The organism is Aminobacter sp. MSH1, from assembly GCF_003071665.1.
GTDB lineage: Bacteria > Pseudomonadota > Alphaproteobacteria > Rhizobiales > Rhizobiaceae > Aminobacter > Aminobacter niigataensis.
On sequence record NZ_CP026265.1, the window covers coordinates 4,401,788 to 4,416,495 of the forward strand.

Annotated in this window: 15 protein-coding genes; all 15 read left to right on the forward strand. The window is 64.4% G+C overall.

Translation table 11 applies throughout. From position 1 onward, the window contains the following. The first annotated feature begins 60 nt into the window (after window positions 1-60). On the forward strand, window positions 61-774 hold the full coding sequence (locus tag CO731_RS21730; RefSeq protein ID WP_100079098.1) for a MerR family transcriptional regulator: 714 nt from the start codon (window positions 61-63) through the stop codon (window positions 772-774). A gap of 12 nt (window positions 775-786) precedes the next feature. Further along, complete coding sequence (locus CO731_RS21735) at window positions 787-1,683, forward strand: alpha/beta fold hydrolase (protein WP_100079097.1); 897 nt, start codon at window positions 787-789, stop codon at window positions 1,681-1,683. A gap of 108 nt (window positions 1,684-1,791) precedes the next feature. After that, the gene (locus CO731_RS21740; RefSeq protein WP_100079096.1) at window positions 1,792-2,703 is read left to right on the forward strand and encodes a LysR family transcriptional regulator; all 912 of its coding nucleotides are present in this window, start codon (window positions 1,792-1,794) and stop codon (window positions 2,701-2,703) included. Window positions 2,704-2,886: 183 nt separating this feature from the next. After that, on the forward strand, window positions 2,887-4,875 hold the full coding sequence (locus CO731_RS21745) for a conjugal transfer protein TraG (protein WP_100079095.1): 1,989 nt from the start codon (window positions 2,887-2,889) through the stop codon (window positions 4,873-4,875). Window positions 4,876-4,886: 11 nt separating this feature from the next. After that, window positions 4,887-5,348 (forward strand): CopG family transcriptional regulator, encoded by a 462-nt coding sequence (locus CO731_RS21750; protein ID WP_100079094.1) that lies wholly within the window; start codon window positions 4,887-4,889, stop codon window positions 5,346-5,348. Window positions 5,349-5,493: 145 nt separating this feature from the next. Beyond that, window positions 5,494-6,477: a P-type conjugative transfer ATPase TrbB gene (gene trbB, locus CO731_RS21755; protein ID WP_100079093.1), complete on the forward strand. Its 984-nt coding sequence runs from the start codon at window positions 5,494-5,496 to the stop codon at window positions 6,475-6,477. Continuing rightward, complete coding sequence (locus tag CO731_RS21760; RefSeq protein ID WP_100079092.1) at window positions 6,474-6,806, forward strand: TrbC/VirB2 family protein; 333 nt, start codon at window positions 6,474-6,476, stop codon at window positions 6,804-6,806. Before trbB ends, CO731_RS21760 begins: the two co-directional genes overlap by 4 nt. Further along, window positions 6,806-7,087: a VirB3 family type IV secretion system protein gene (locus tag CO731_RS21765; protein ID WP_100079091.1), complete on the forward strand. Its 282-nt coding sequence runs from the start codon at window positions 6,806-6,808 to the stop codon at window positions 7,085-7,087. Before CO731_RS21760 ends, CO731_RS21765 begins: the two co-directional genes overlap by 1 nt. A gap of 10 nt (window positions 7,088-7,097) precedes the next feature. Next, a complete protein-coding gene (trbE, locus tag CO731_RS21770; RefSeq protein WP_100079090.1) occupies window positions 7,098-9,554 on the forward strand; it encodes a conjugal transfer protein TrbE in 2,457 nt (818 codons plus the stop codon). Further along, complete coding sequence (gene trbJ, locus CO731_RS21775; protein ID WP_100079089.1) at window positions 9,551-10,315, forward strand: P-type conjugative transfer protein TrbJ; 765 nt, start codon at window positions 9,551-9,553, stop codon at window positions 10,313-10,315. Before trbE ends, trbJ begins: the two co-directional genes overlap by 4 nt. Before the next feature lie 10 nt (window positions 10,316-10,325). Beyond that, complete coding sequence (trbK-alt, locus tag CO731_RS21780; RefSeq protein WP_100079088.1) at window positions 10,326-10,616, forward strand: putative entry exclusion protein TrbK-alt; 291 nt, start codon at window positions 10,326-10,328, stop codon at window positions 10,614-10,616. Between the two features lie 3 nt (window positions 10,617-10,619). Continuing rightward, a complete protein-coding gene (trbL, locus tag CO731_RS21785; RefSeq protein WP_100079087.1) occupies window positions 10,620-11,933 on the forward strand; it encodes a P-type conjugative transfer protein TrbL in 1,314 nt (437 codons plus the stop codon). Beyond that, the gene (trbF, locus tag CO731_RS21790) at window positions 11,930-12,619 is read left to right on the forward strand and encodes a conjugal transfer protein TrbF (RefSeq protein ID WP_100079086.1); all 690 of its coding nucleotides are present in this window, start codon (window positions 11,930-11,932) and stop codon (window positions 12,617-12,619) included. Before trbL ends, trbF begins: the two co-directional genes overlap by 4 nt. After that, window positions 12,616-13,569, forward strand: coding sequence for a P-type conjugative transfer protein TrbG (gene trbG, locus CO731_RS21795; protein WP_100079085.1), 954 nt, complete (start codon window positions 12,616-12,618; stop codon window positions 13,567-13,569). Before trbF ends, trbG begins: the two co-directional genes overlap by 4 nt. Next, window positions 13,569-14,708, forward strand: a complete 1,140-nt coding sequence (locus CO731_RS21800) for a TrbI/VirB10 family protein (protein WP_100079084.1) — start codon at window positions 13,569-13,571, stop codon at window positions 14,706-14,708. The genes trbG and CO731_RS21800 overlap by 1 nt, the downstream gene beginning before the upstream one ends.

Below are 14,708 nucleotides of genomic sequence, written 5' to 3' on the forward strand. Positions count from 1 at the left end.
GAACCTCACGTGACGTGAGGTTGTATCCTGCCCAACGTCCAAAGCGATTGGAGGGCATGCATGCGGAGTCGTCGATGGCGCGTTGGCGAATTGGCAAGCGCCACGGGCACGACCGTCCGCGCCTTGCATCACTATGAGGAAGCCGGACTGCTTGCCGCAGCCGAGCGCACCAGCGGCGATCATCGCCTATACGACGAAGCCGGTGTCGAGCGACTTTACCGAATCCGTGCACTTCGCGGGCTCGGAATGTCGCTTGAAGAAATCAAGAAGGCGATTGAGGACGGCTCCATACTTGCCGATCTCCTGCGAACACACTTGAACCGAGTAGAGTTGGAAGTCGATCGCATTGTACGCCTGCGTGATCGACTTCGCAGCATCACACAGTCGGGGAAGCAAGTTAGCGCTGACGACTTGCTCGCAACATTAGACGCGATGTCTTGCGTAGAGAGGCATGTCCATGCACGCCGACGGAAGAAGAAAGCGAACGATAGCGATGTCGAATCGCAGTGGCGGATTCTAGCAGACCAACTCCGCGCCTGCATGAGCGGCGGTGAGCGTCCGTCGAGTAAGCGAACAATCGCGCTCGCTTCGCAGGCGCGTTCGCTGATGAAGTCTTTCGCGGACGGTGATGCAGAGGTTCTTAGCGCTCTAGCACGGTTACGAATAGCCGACCCTCCTAGAGACCTTGCGGGTTGGACCCCCGATCTCATTCGCTATCTAGATCGCGCCTTGGCGGCCTTGGATAAGCATCTCACCACTAAACTCGAACCGTAGGACTAATGAGGAATGTTGAACGAACAGATTGCTAAGGCTGTAGGCCCGGCGCACATAGACATCGCCTATGAGCAGCGAGGAAACGCAGGCGACCCTGCGGTTCTACTCATCATGGGACTTGCCGGACAGCTTGTGCACTGGCCCACCAGATTTCTAGATGAATTGGTCTCCCGTGGATTTCATGTCATCCGTTTTGACAATCGGGACTCCGGTCATTCGACTCATCTGCACGACGCGCCGAAGCCCGATCTCGCAGCGGCGTTTGCCGGAGACCTTTCCTCTGTCTCCTACACGCTATCCGATATGGCTGCCGATGCTGTCGGACTACTCGATTTTCTTGGCATAGAAGCGGCGCACGTAGTCGGAGCATCCATGGGCGCAGCAATTGCACAGACCATGGCCATCGAGCATCCAGCTCGTGTTCGCACACTTACTTCGATGATGTTCAGCACGGGAGGCAAAGGTGTCGGTCTGATGCATCCTGAAGCACAGGCCCTTTTTACCGACTCGCCGCCAACCACTCGGGAAGAAGCTATCGAACAGGCTATTCGTAGGGCGCCTAAGGTTAGATCGCCAGCTTATCCGACCCCGCCGCAGGAGATTGCAAATATCACAGGGCAGGCATGGGATCGTGACCATGACATACTCGCCACTGCACGCCAATCGGTTGCAACTGTCGCATCCGGGGATCGAACTGAAATGCTGCGTGGCGTAGCTGTCCCGACTCTTGTCATTCACGGAACAAAGGACACGATATGCGACGTGAGTGGAGGCCAAGCTACTGCTGCGGCGATTCCCGGCGCTGAACTCGTGCTCTTTGAGGGTATGGCCCATGATTTTCCCGCCGCGTTAGCGGGTCGCATTGCCGACTGCATTGCCGCCACGGTCCAACGCGGCAAGAAGCGCTAGGCGAGTGTGCCGATGGCCAACCTCAGTGTCTTGAGATGAGGGAGTTCGGAAGAGTTGGTCATCGGCTCTCAGCAACCCCGTCATCTTCGCACAACTGGTCGGGCATCTATGCTCGGCTCACGCATCAACCTGCCATCGCTGATACAGACGCTCGCCGTCGCCGAGCATTTGAATTTTCGCCATGCGGCCCATGCGCTCGGCGTCAGCCTGTCGAGCGTCAGCACCCGCGTAAAGGCGCTGGAGGAAGACCTTGGTGTCCTGTTGTTCGAGCGCCATGCGCGAGGCGTCCGGCTGACGGAAGCCGGTCGCCGCTTCGTCGAGCATGTAGCGGTGGGCGTCGATCAAATCGACCATGCCGTGAAAACGGCTGGCATGGCGGCATCGGGGGAGTGCGGCCGCCTGCGCCTCGGCGTTCATGCCTTCATCCCCGGTAGCTTCCTCGCAGAGTTGATCGAGCGATACCGCACCGAGCATCCAGGCATCGAAGTCGAGATCACGGAAGGCACGGCCCGCGATGCCGTCATGCAGCTTCGCGCCGACCGGCTGGACATCGTGTTCGTAGCCGGCAGGCCCGAACTGCCCGATTGCCATGCCCGGCGAATCTGGACCGAACCGCTTCTGGCCGCGCTGCCGGAGCGGCATCCACTCGCCGGACAGTCCACCGTCACATGGGCCGACCTTGCAGGTGAGACCTTCCTCGTCCGCTATGGCGGCACCGGGCCGCAGGTGCATGACCATATCGTGCTGCGCCTCGCCGGGCGCTGGTCGGCGCCGTCGATCCTTCGTTTCGATGTCGAGCGCGGCACGCTGCTGTCGATGGTCGGACAAGGCTTCGGCATCACCGTCACGGGTGCGGCAACGTCGCTTCTGCAAACATCAGGCGTTGTTTTCTTGTCCATCACGGATGAGCCCGAGCCAGTTGCATTCTCGGCCATCTGGTCGCCGTTCAATCAAGGCGCGGCCCTCCGAAACCTGCTCACCCTTGCCAGCGAAATGGCCCGGCAAGTCCGCACCGGCTGAATTTCTCCGCGATTCGTTTCGACCATCCTTGTAAGACACCAGCGCGGGCGGCTGCCCTGACGCAACCCGTCCTATTTGCCGCCGATAGTATCCGGCAGCCCTCCCGCATCATCTTTCCTGTTGCCTGTCCCGATTTTGCCTACTCTCTGATCGGCTCCGTCTCTTTTGCCGACTGGAGTCCGTATGCGCGGAGGCCGAATCCTATGGGGTCAGATCGCCGTGGTTTTCACCATCGTTGTGGTGACGACGTGGGCGGCGACGCAATGGACCGCCTGGCGGCTCGGCTTTCAATCCCAACTCGGCAATCCATGGTTCGAGTTGGCCGGCTGGCCGATCTACTATCCGCCTGCACTGTTCTGGTGGTGGTATGCTTTCGACGCCTATGCGCCTTCGATCTTTGTCGAGGGCGGCGGCATCGCGGCGTCGGGCGGCCTCACGGCCATAGCCGCCGCCATCCTCATGTCGATCATTCGGGCGCGGGAAGCCCGAAACGTCGCGACCTATGGTTCGGCGCGATGGGCGGAGGACAGGGAAATCCGCACCGCCGGATTGCTCGGCCCCGATGGCATCGTGCTCGGCCGCTACGACTGCGACTACCTGCGCCACGACGGGCCGGAACACGTCCTATGTTTCGCGCCGACGCGCAGCGGCAAGGGTGTCGGCTTGGTCGTTCCCACCTTATTGACATGGCCGGGCTCGGCCATCGTCCACGACATCAAGGGCGAGAACTGGACTCTGACAGCAGGCTTCCGGGCGAAGCACGGCCGCGTCCTGTTGTTCGATCCGACCAACGCCAAATCCTCGGCCTACAACCCGCTGCTGGAGGTGCGGCAGGGTGAATGGGAAGTCCGCGACGTGCAGAATATCGCAGACATATTGGTCGATCCCGAAGGCAGCCTCGACAAACGAAACCACTGGGAAAAGACATCGCATTCGCTGCTTGTCGGCGCGATCCTGCATGTCCTCTACGCGGAGAAGGACAAGACGCTGGCAGGCGTCGCCAACTTCCTGTCCGATCCACGCCGTCCGGTGGAAGCCACCTTACGCGCGATGATGGACACGCCGCATCTCGGAGAAGCCGGCGTCCATCCCGTCATCGCGTCGTCGGCGCGAGAACTGCTGAACAAGTCCGAGAACGAGCGGTCGGGCGTGTTGAGCACGGCCATGTCGTTCCTGGGCTTATATCGCGATCCTGTCGTGGCCCGTGTAACGGCACGCTGCGACTGGCGCATCGCCGATCTGGTCGGCACCCTGGAGCCGGTCACGCTCTACCTCGTTGTGCCGCCCTCCGACATCAACCGCACCAAGCCTCTCATCCGGCTCATCCTCAACCAGATCGGGCGCAGGCTGACCGAGGAATTGCATACGTCCGGCAAGCGTCATCGCCTGCTCTTGATGCTCGACGAGTTTCCGACGCTCGGTCGTCTCGACTTCTTTGAATCCGCGCTGGCCTTCATGGCCGGTTACGGCCTCAAGAGCTTTTTGATCGCGCAGTCGCTCAACCAGATCGAACGCGCTTATGGGCCGAATAACTCGATCCTCGACAACTGCCATGTCCGCGTCGCCTTCGCCACCAACGATGAGCGCACGGCGAAACGGATCAGCGATGCGCTCGGCACCGCGACCGAGCTACGAGATTCCACCAACTACGCTGGGCACCGACTCGCGCCGTGGTTAGGGCATCTCATGGTCTCGCGACAGGAGACTGCCCGGCCGCTCATGACGCCCGGAGAGATCATGCAGCTTCCGCCGACCGAGGAAATCGTCATGGTCGCCGGCACGCCGCCGATCCGGGCAAAGAAGGCGCGCTACTTCGAGGACGCACGGTTTCAGGAACGCCTCCTACCGCCGCCCGATCTGGCATCCGTTCCGTCCGCGCCAAACCCATCATCCGACGACTGGTCGAGCCGCGTAGTGACGGCAGCAAAGGCCACGCACACGACCGCAAACAGTGGGAGCGAGGGCGATCCTGACAATGCCGGCATCCGCCGCGAGCCGGAATTGCCCGAGCATGAGGAAATCGTTGCGCTGCCACACCCGCCCGACCAGGAGTTCGATTTGCTGGACGACGAACCGGACGTTGACGCGGCCAAGGCTCGCGCCATGCGTTCGCGTATGCGGACGGTGGCGCGGCAAGCCTCGCTCGACCCCGGCGACGGCATCGAGCTTTGAAGGACACGCCGATGACCAGCCGAACCCGCATGAACGTCTATTTCGACCCGGACTTGCTCGCCCAGGTCGAGGCGCTGGCGCTGCGCCGGCAAGTGTCCAAGTCCGCCATCGTCGAGGCCGCCGTCGCATCCTTCCTGTCCGGCGACACGTCGGATCGGCTGGAAGCGGCCATGTCGCGCCGCCTCGACAAGCTCGGCCGTCAGATCGACACGCTCGACGAAGATCTCGCCGTGCTCGGCGAGACCGTCTCGCTGTTCATCCGCATCTGGCTTGCCTCCACGCCGCCGCTGCCGGAGAGCGCGCAAGCCTCCGCCCGCGCGAAGGGAGCCGAACGGTTCGAGGGCTTCATGCAGTCGCTCGGCCGGCGTCTGGCGACCGGCGACAGATTCCTCAAAGAGCTGTCGCGCGATGTCGATTCGCTTCAAGATCGTCCATCGCAAGATCAGTGCGAGACGGATCGAGACCATACCTGAATATTCAATCCATCCTATTCGCCGCCGATGGCCGCCGATCACCGCACCCTCTTCGATAGTTGTTGAATAGGCCCGATTTCAGGCTCTTTTAATCGACCCCGTTGCGGGGACCATCTGTTGCGCCCCGTCAGGAAACGGGGCCGATATGACTGCCACTCACCACAAACCGGAAGCGATCCAGCGCGGCGCGCGGATGCTGCGCACCGCGCTCGGCGCGGCCATCGCGCGGTATCTCGAAGACCCGGCCGTGGTCGAGGTCATGCTGAATCCAGACGGCCGGATTTGGGTGGACCGGCTGTCCGAAGGGCTGGCCGATACGGGTGAGATGATGTCCGCCGCTGATGGCGAACGCATCGTGCGCCTGGTCGCCCACCATGTCGGCGCGGAGGTTCATGCCCGCAGCCCTCGCGTCTCGGCCGAGCTGCCCGAGAGCGGCGAGCGGTTCGAGGGGCTATTGCCGCCCGTGGTCATCGGCCCGACCTTCGCCATCCGCAAGCCCGCCGTCGCGGTGTTCACGCTCGACGACTATGTGGCCGCAGGCATCATGACCGCCGACCAGGCCGCGACGCTGCGCGCGGCCGTCGCGTCCCGCGCCAACATCCTCGTGGCGGGCGGGACATCGACCGGCAAGACCACGCTCACCAACGCGCTGCTCGCCGAGGTGGCGAAGGGGTCGGATCGCGTCGTCATCATCGAGGATACGCGCGAGCTGCAATGCCGCGCCGAAAACCTCGTCTCCATGCGGACGAAAGACGGCGTGGCGACGCTATCGGATTTGGTCCGGTCTTCGCTGCGCCTGCGCCCCGACCGCATTCCCATCGGTGAGGTGCGCGGCGCGGAAGCCCTCGACCTTCTGAAAGCGTGGGGCACCGGCCATCCGGGCGGGCTTGGCACCATTCACGCCGGCTCCGGCATCGGCGCGCTCCGCCGCCTTGAACAGCTCATTCAAGAGGCCGTCGTCACGGTCCCGCGCGCCCTGATCGCGGAGACCATCGACCTTGTTGCCGTCCTCTCCGGGCGCGGTTCCGCGCGCCGGCTGGCCGAACTCGCCCGCGTCGAAGGGCTCGGCCCGGACGGCGACTACCGCATCACCCCAGCCACCAACCCCAGCACAGGAGACCCTTCATGATCCACACGCTTTCGCGCGGCTATCGCCTCGTTGCGACCGCCGTAACCACGCTCACCATCAGCACCATGTTCGCACCGGCCGCCCATGCGTCCGGCTCCTCAATGCCGTGGGAAGCACCGCTGCAATCCATCCTCGAATCCATCGAGGGGCCGGTCGCAAAAATCATCGCCGTAATCGTTATCATCGCAACCGGCCTCGCACTGGCCTTCGGCGATACCTCGGGCGGCTTTCGCCGACTCATCCAGATCGTCTTCGGTCTGTCCATCGCCTTCGCGGCATCGAGCTTCTTCCTGTCGTTCTTCTCGTTCGGCGGCGGGGCGCTCGTCTGATGGCGGGCGGTTTCGAACAGCTCGACGCGGTGCCGGGCTTCACTGTCCCGGTCCACCGGGCGCTGACCGAGCATATTCTGCTCGGCGGCGCACCGCGCTCCATCGCCATCATGAACGGGACGCTGGCCGGGGCCGTGGGCCTCGGCCTGCGCCTCTGGCTGGTCGGCCTCGCCATATGGGCGGTCGGTCATTTCGCGTCCGTATGGGCGGCGAAGCGCGATCCCCAATTCGTCGAAGTCGGGCGGCGGCATCTTCGCATCCCCGCGAACCTTTCAGCGTGAGGGCGCGTCCATGATGAACCTCGCCGAATATCGCCGCACCGCCAGTCGCCTTGCCGACTATCTGCCCTGGGCCGCGCTTGTCGGCCCTGGCGTCGTCTTGAACAAGGATGGGAGTTTTCAGAGGACGGCGAAGTTTCGCGGTCCCGATCTGGATTCCGCCGTCGCGGCCGAACTGGTCGCCGTCGCCGGCCGTATCAACAACGCCTTCCGCCGTCTCGGATCGGGCTGGGCGATTTTCGTGGAGGCGCAGCGCAGCGAAGCCGCGACCTATCCCGACAGCACCTTTCCCGATCCGGCATCCGGGCTGCTCGACGCCGAGCGCAAGGCCGCGTTCGAGGAAGCCGGCGCGCATTTCGTGTCGGGCTATTTCTTGACCTTTCTCTACATGCCCCCGGCCGAGGAAGCCGCCCGCGCCGAGACGTGGCTTTACGAGGGCCGCGAGCAATCGGGCGTCGACCCCCATGAAGTCATGCGCGGTTTCATCGACCGCACCGACCGCGTGCTGGCGCTGCTCGACGGCTTCATGCCGGAGTGCGGTTGGTTGAGCGACAGCGCCACGCTGACTTATTTGCACTCAACAGTTTCGACCAACCAGCATCGCGTCCGCGTTCCCGAAACGCCGATCTATCTCGACGCGCTGCTCGCCGACCAGCCGTTGACCGGAGGGCTGGAGCCGCGCTTGGGCGACCAGAATCTCCGCGTCCTGACCGTCATCGGATTTCCGACCGCGACGACGCCCGGCCTGCTCGACGATTTGAACCGGCTGGCCTTCCCGTATCGCTGGAGCACGCGCGCGGTCCTGCTCGACAAGACCGACGCGACCAAGCTGCTGACCCGCATCCGCCGCCAATGGTTCGCCAAGCGCAAGAGCATCGCCGCGATCTTGAAGGAGGTCATGACGAATGAGGCGTCCGTTCTCGTCGATACGGATGCCGCCAACAAGGCAGCCGACGCCGACATGGCCTTGCAGGAGCTGGGGGCCGACGTGGCGGGCATGGCCTACGTCACGGCCACCATCACGGTATGGGACGCCGATCCCCGGATTGCCGACGAGAAATTGCGGATGGCCGAAAAGGTCATCCAGGGCCGCGACTTCACCGCCATGGTGGAGACGGTCAACGCGGTTGACGCATGGCTTGGTTCGCTTCCTGGCCACGCCTACGCGAACGTCCGGCAGCCACCTATCAGCACCTTGAATCTCGCCCACATGATCCCGCTTTCAGCGGTGTGGGCGGGGCCGGAACGGGACGAGCATTTCGGTGCGCCCCCTCTGCTTTATGCAAAGACCGAAGGCTCCACCCCGTTCCGGTTTTCCCTTCATGTCGGCGACGTGGGCCACACCCTCGTCGTCGGTCCCACAGGCGCAGGCAAGAGCGTGTTGCTCGCGCTCATGGCCTTGCAGTTCCGCCGTTACGACCGCAGCCAAGTGTTCGCCTTCGATTTCGGCGGCAGCATCCGTGCCGCGTCGCTCGCCATGGGCGGCGACTGGCACGACCTGGGCGGCGGGTTGACCGAAGGTTCGGACGTTTCCGTATCGCTCCAGCCGCTTGCCCGGATCGACGATACCTATGAACGCGCCTGGGCGACCGACTGGATCGTGGCCATCCTCATGCGCGAAGGCGTCACGATCACCCCGGAGGTGAAGGAACACATCTGGACGGCGCTGACATCGCTTGCCTCCGCGCCGGTCGGAGAACGCACCATCACCGGCCTTGCGGTGCTGTTGCAATCCAACGACCTCAAACAAGCCCTTCGCCCGTATTGCGTCGGCGGTCCTTATGGCCGGCTGCTCGACGCCGAGGCCGAGCACCTGGGCGCGGCCGACGTGCAGGCGTTCGAGATCGAGGGGCTTGTCGGCACCGGGGCTGCGCCCGCCGTGCTGGCTTATCTGTTTCACCGCATCGGCGACAGGCTCGACGGGCGGCCGACGCTTCTCATCATAGATGAAGGCTGGCTTGCGCTCGACGACGAGGGGTTCGCCGGCCAGCTCCGCGAATGGCTCAAAACGCTGCGCAAGAAGAACGCCAGCGTTATCTTCGCCACGCAAAGCCTGTCCGACATCGACAATTCAGCTATCGCGCCGGCCATCATCGAAAGCTGCCCGACGCGGCTGCTCTTGCCGAACGAACGCGCCATCGAGCCGCAGATCACGACCATCTATCGGCGATTTGGCCTGAATGACCGGCAGATAGAAATCCTCGCAAGGGCGACGCCGAAGCGGGATTACTACTGCCAAAGCCGCAGGGGTAATCGCCTCTTCGAACTGGGCCTGTCCGAAGTCGGCCTCTCGCTCTGCGCCGCATCCTCGAAAACCGACCAGACGCTCATTGCGCAGATCGTGGCCGATCACGGCCGCGACGGTTTCCTCGCCGCGTGGCTCGCGGCCCGCGAAGTGGGCTGGGCCGTCGATCTTCTCCCCGGCTTCCCGACGCTCATCCCCCAAACCGAAAAGGAGACCCAATCATGACCATTCGCCCTTTCAGCTCGCGCGCCGTCTTCATGGCCGCGACCATGCTCGCCGCGCCGCTAGTCGTGTCGTCGATGATCGCGACGCCCGCGCACGCCATCATCGTGTTCGACCCGTCGAATTATGCGCAAAACGTGCTGACCGCCGCGCGCTCGCTGGAGCAAATCACCCACCAGATCACCAGCCTCCAGAACGAAGCGCAGATGCTCATCAACCAGGCGCGCAATCTGGCGAGCCTGCCATATTCGGCGCTCCAGCAGATTCAGCAATCGGTTCAGAAGACGCAGCAGCTTTTGAACCAGGCGCAGAACATCGCCTTCAACGTCCAGCAGATCGACCAGGCGTTCCAGCAGCAATACGGCAACGTATCCATGTCGGCGAGCAACCAGCAACTCGTCGCTGACGCCCGCGCCCGCTGGAAAAACACGGTCGGCGGCTTGCAGGACGCCATGCGCGTTCAGGCCGGTGTCGTTGGCAACATCGACAGCAACCGCACGCAAATGTCGGAGCTTGTCGGCCGCAGCCAGTCGGCAACCGGCGCTCTCCAGGCAACGCAAGCGGGCAATCAAATCCTTGCCCTGCAATCGCAGCAGCTTTCCGACCTTGTGGCGCTTCTTGCAGCCAACGGCCGGGCGGGCGCGCTGACCGAAGCCGAACGGACGGCGGCGGCCGAACAGGGCCGCGAGCAACGCCGCCGCTTCCTTACGCCCGGCAGCGGCTACACGCCCGGCAACGCGCAGATGTTCAATAACGGCAATTGAGGGCGCAGCCATGGACGGCAAGATGCTGGCCCGGCTGGGCGCTATCGTATTCGTGGCCATCGCGATCACGGCGACGGCCATCGAAATGACCCGCAAGGAGGACGCGCCGGCATCGCCGCCGCGTCTTCTCCAGCCCGACCGCGACCCGCTGCGCGAAGGGCGGCGCCGGTGCCAGCAGCTTGGGGCAACGGCCGCCAGCGACGCGGAATGCCTGCGCGTATGGGCCGAAACTCGCGACCGCTTTCTCGGCCGCACGCGCGCGCCGGCCGCGCCCGCTTCCAACACCAGCGAAGGGCGGTGACGCATGGGCGGCGCTGGCGTCATCGACAATTTCCTCGGCACCTTCACCCGCTACATCGACTCCGGTTTTGGGTTGCTCGGCGGCGAGGTCGCGTTCATCGCGACCACGCTCATCGTCATCGACGTGACCTTAGCGGCTCTGTTCTGGAGCTGGAGCGCGGACGACGACATTATTGCGCGGCTGGTGAAGAAGACGCTGTTCGTCGGCGTCTTCGCCTATCTCATCGGCAACTGGAACAACCTTGCGAAGATCGTTTTCGACAGCTTTGCCGGCCTGGGCCTGAAAGCATCCGGCACGGGCTTCACCGCGCAGGATTTGATGCGGCCGGGCAAGGTCGCGCAAACCGGCCTCGATGCCGCACGGCCTCTGCTCGATTCCATTTCCGATCTTATGGGCTGGGTTGCGTTCTTCGAGAACTTCATTCAGATCGCGTGCCTGCTGTTCGCCTGGGCGCTCGTCATCCTCGCCTTCTTCATCCTCGCCATCCAGCTTTTCGTGACGCTGATCGAGTTCAAATTGAGCACGCTGGCGGGCTTTGTGCTGATCCCGTTCGGCCTGTTCGGCAAGACCGCCTTCGTGGCCGAGCGCGTGCTTGGCAACGTGATTTCCAGCGGCATCAAGGTTCTGGTGCTCGCCGTCATTGTCGGCATCGGCTCGACGCTGTTCTCGCAATTCACGGCTGGTTTCGGCGGCCAGACGCCGAGCATCGACGACGCCATGGCCGTCGTGCTCGCTGCATTGTCGCTCGTCGGCCTGGGCATCTTCGGCCCCGGCATTGCTTCCGGCCTTGTCAGCGGAGGTCCGCAGCTTGGCGCGGGCGCAGCAGTCGGCACCGGACTTGCTGTTGGCGGCGCAGCACTTGCCACAGGCGGCGCGGCCGGACTTGCCGCGAAGGCAGGCGCAGCCGCCGTGCGCGGCGGCGCAACCGCAGCCGGCGCAGCATCCGCAGCCTATAGCCTTGGTTCGTTCGGTCAGTCCGGCGCGGCAGGCGTCGCATCCGGCCTGGGCGGCGTCGCACGTGCCGCAGGCAGCGCGGCCACGTCACCGCTTCGCCGGGCGGCAGCAAGCGTCAAATCCAGTTTCTCCGAAGGCGTGAAGGCCGGATTCGGCGCGACGGGCGGCACGCCGCCCGCAGGATCAGCCGGCAGCACGTCGGCATCCGCGCCGGCCGCTGGCGCATCGCCTGGCTGGGCGCAGCGGATGCGACAGGGCGGCCAGACAGCCCATGCCGTTCAGACCGCCGCGCACGCCGTCCGCTCCGGCGACAGCCACGCCTCCGGTTCTTCCGTCAACCTCTCTGAAAGCGACCGCACATGAGCATCTTCAAGCGACCCGCCGTGCATTACGGCAAGACCCCGCAATCCGAAACGCCTTATCAGAAGGCCGCGCAGGTTTGGGACGAGCGTATCGGCTCGGCCCGCGTCCAGGCGCGTAACTGGCGCTATATGGCGTTCGGCTCTCTCATCCTTTCGGCTGGCCTCGCGTCCGCGCTTGTCTGGCAGACCGCGCGGGGAACCGTCGTGCCTTGGGTTGTGCAGGTTGACCGGCTCGGCCAGGCGCAGGCCATCGCGCCGGCAACGGCCGACTATCGCCCGACCGACCCGCAAGTGGCGTGGCACCTTGCCCGCTTTATCGAGCAGGTCAGAAGCATTCCGTCCGACCCCATCATTGTCCGTCAGAACTGGCTTCGCGCCTATGAGTGGACGACGGATCGCGGCGCGGCGGCGCTCAATGACTACGCGAGGGCAAACGACCCGTTCACGAAAGTCGGCAAACAACAGATTTCCGTCGAGGTGTCGAGCGTCATTCGCGCCTCGCCCGACAGCTTCCGCATCGCCTGGACCGAACAGCACTATGAAGACGGCAAGCTCGCCTCGACAGAGCGATGGACCGCGATCCTGACCATCGTACTCCAGCCGCCTCGCGACGTCGACCGGCTCAAGAGCAATCCGCTCGGAATCTACGTCAACGCAATTTCGTGGTCGCGGGAAATGAGCCAATGAGCAAGGCTTTCCATAAACCCGCGCTTGCCGCCGTCATGCTGTCCGCGACCGCACTGGCCGGTTGCGCGACCTACAAGCCGCCGCAGATCAGCTATGACGCCAACGTGCCGCCGCTGCCGGCTATCCCCGCGGCCGTTACCGACGACCGGCCGCGGCCGATCCATATTCCGCCCGCCTGGACCGTTGCGCGCGGTGGCCAGACCGCCAGCACCGCGACAGGCCGCGTCGAGAACGCCAATGCCGCCGCCCGCGTGCAGCCGCGCCGTGAAGGCTATTACAACGCCATCCAGATTTATCCGTGGAGCGAAGGCGCGCTCTATCAGGTCTATGCCGCGCCCGGCCAGATCACCGACATTGCGCTTGAGCCGGGCGAGAGTCTGACCGGCGCGGGGCCGATTGCGGCCGGCGACACGGCCCGCTGGATTATCGGCGACACGGAATCCGGTTCTGGTGTCACGCGCCGCGTCCATATCCTCGTGAAGCCGAGCCGGCCGGACATTACGACCAATCTTGTCGTGACGACCGACCGACGCACCTACTTGCTCGAGCTGCGATCCGGCGAGAAGCCTTATATGCCTTCCGTCGCCTGGGCCTATCCGCAGCCACCGGCCAGCCAGCGCCAGGCCGTGCCCACCACGCCGATCATTCCGGCCGTCGCAACGCGCGACTACCGCTATGGCCTGACCGGCGACAATCCGCCGTGGAAGCCCGTCGCGGTCTATGACGACGGCCGCAGGGTCTATGTCGAGTTTCCGCGCGGCATCGTGCAGGGCGAAATGCCGCCGATCTTCGTGCTTGGCGCGGACGGCGAGGCGCAGATCGCCAACAGCCGCATCCATCAAAACGTCCTGATCGTGGACCGTCTGTTCGGCGCGGCCGAGCTGCGCCTTGGCGGCGGCAAGCAGCAACAGACCGTCAGGATTGTCCGCACGGACGGGAGGCCATCGTAATGACCGACACTGAAACCAATGCCGCACCGATGCGGCTTCGCGCGGAAGCCCCGCGCGTCACGCGCCTGTCCCGCAAGATGCTCGCTGGCGTCGGCGCGGTCGCGTTTCTCGGCATCGGTGGGACGCTGATCTACGCGCTCCAGACCCGCGATGCGGGACCGGGCGGCAAAGAACTCTATTCGACCGAGAACCGGCCCACGGCGGACGGCCTCGCCGGTCTGCCGCGCGACTATACCGGGCCAATACTCGGCCCCGCGTTGCCCGGCGACCTCGGCCGACCGATCCTCGACGCGCAGAACAGGGGACAGCCGGTTGCGCCGCCCGTCATGACGACGCCAGCCGTCGATCCCGAGGAGCAGCGCCGTCTCGCCGAGGAAGAAGCCGCGCGCGTAAGCCGTGTCTTCTTCCAGACCGCACCAGGCACGGGGACCCCTGCTAGCGCCGCTCCACCCGGCATGGCCGACCTGGGTCTCTCCGGGCAGACCGGCGCGACCGGCACGCAGAACCGGCACGCGACCTTCCTCAATGGCCCCGTCGATCGGCGCACTGTCGCGCCCGATCGCGTCGTGCCGCCGGCATCGCCCTATATCCTTCAGGCTGGGGCCGTCATACCGGCCGCGCTTATCACCGGCATCCGCTCGGACCTGCCGGGGCAGATCACGGCCCAGGTCACGGAGAATGTCTACGACAGTCCGACCGGCAGCCTTCTCCTTATCCCGCAGGGCACGCGCATCATCGGCCAATACGATGACGGCGTGACCTTCGGCCAGCGCAGGGTGCTGCTGGTCTGGAATCGCCTGATCCTGCCGGGCGGCCGCTCCATCGTTCTCGAGCGCCAGCCTGGCGCGGATGCGTCCGGCTATGCCGGGCTTGAGGATGGCGTCGATTATCACTGGTGGGATCTGATGAAAGCGGCTGGGCTTTCGACCTTGCTTTCCGTCGGCACGGAGCTGGCGACCGACGACGAGGACCGCCTGATCCGGGCCATTCGCGACGGCGCGCAGGACACCATCAATCAGGCCGGTCAGCAGATCATCCAGCGCCAGTTGCAGGTCGCACCGACGTTGACCATCCGGCCGGGTTTCCCAGTCAGGGTCATTGTGACACGCGACCTGATATTCGAGAATACAGGAGGTTGA

Coding starts and splice junctions, on each gene's coding strand:
- CO731_RS21730 (WP_100079098.1), top strand. CDS start 61: ATGCGGAGTCGTCGATGGCGCGTTGGCGAATTGGCAAGCGCCACGGGC.
- CO731_RS21735 (WP_100079097.1), top strand. CDS start 787: ATGTTGAACGAACAGATTGCTAAGGCTGTAGGCCCGGCGCACATAGAC.
- CO731_RS21740 (WP_100079096.1), top strand. CDS start 1,792: ATGCTCGGCTCACGCATCAACCTGCCATCGCTGATACAGACGCTCGCC.
- CO731_RS21745 (WP_100079095.1), top strand. CDS start 2,887: ATGCGCGGAGGCCGAATCCTATGGGGTCAGATCGCCGTGGTTTTCACC.
- CO731_RS21750 (WP_100079094.1), top strand. CDS start 4,887: ATGACCAGCCGAACCCGCATGAACGTCTATTTCGACCCGGACTTGCTC.
- trbB (WP_100079093.1), top strand. CDS start 5,494: ATGACTGCCACTCACCACAAACCGGAAGCGATCCAGCGCGGCGCGCGG.
- CO731_RS21760 (WP_100079092.1), top strand. CDS start 6,474: ATGATCCACACGCTTTCGCGCGGCTATCGCCTCGTTGCGACCGCCGTA.
- CO731_RS21765 (WP_100079091.1), top strand. CDS start 6,806: ATGGCGGGCGGTTTCGAACAGCTCGACGCGGTGCCGGGCTTCACTGTC.
- trbE (WP_100079090.1), top strand. CDS start 7,098: ATGATGAACCTCGCCGAATATCGCCGCACCGCCAGTCGCCTTGCCGAC.
- trbJ (WP_100079089.1), top strand. CDS start 9,551: ATGACCATTCGCCCTTTCAGCTCGCGCGCCGTCTTCATGGCCGCGACC.
- trbK-alt (WP_100079088.1), top strand. CDS start 10,326: ATGGACGGCAAGATGCTGGCCCGGCTGGGCGCTATCGTATTCGTGGCC.
- trbL (WP_100079087.1), top strand. CDS start 10,620: ATGGGCGGCGCTGGCGTCATCGACAATTTCCTCGGCACCTTCACCCGC.
- trbF (WP_100079086.1), top strand. CDS start 11,930: ATGAGCATCTTCAAGCGACCCGCCGTGCATTACGGCAAGACCCCGCAA.
- trbG (WP_100079085.1), top strand. CDS start 12,616: ATGAGCAAGGCTTTCCATAAACCCGCGCTTGCCGCCGTCATGCTGTCC.
- CO731_RS21800 (WP_100079084.1), top strand. CDS start 13,569: ATGACCGACACTGAAACCAATGCCGCACCGATGCGGCTTCGCGCGGAA.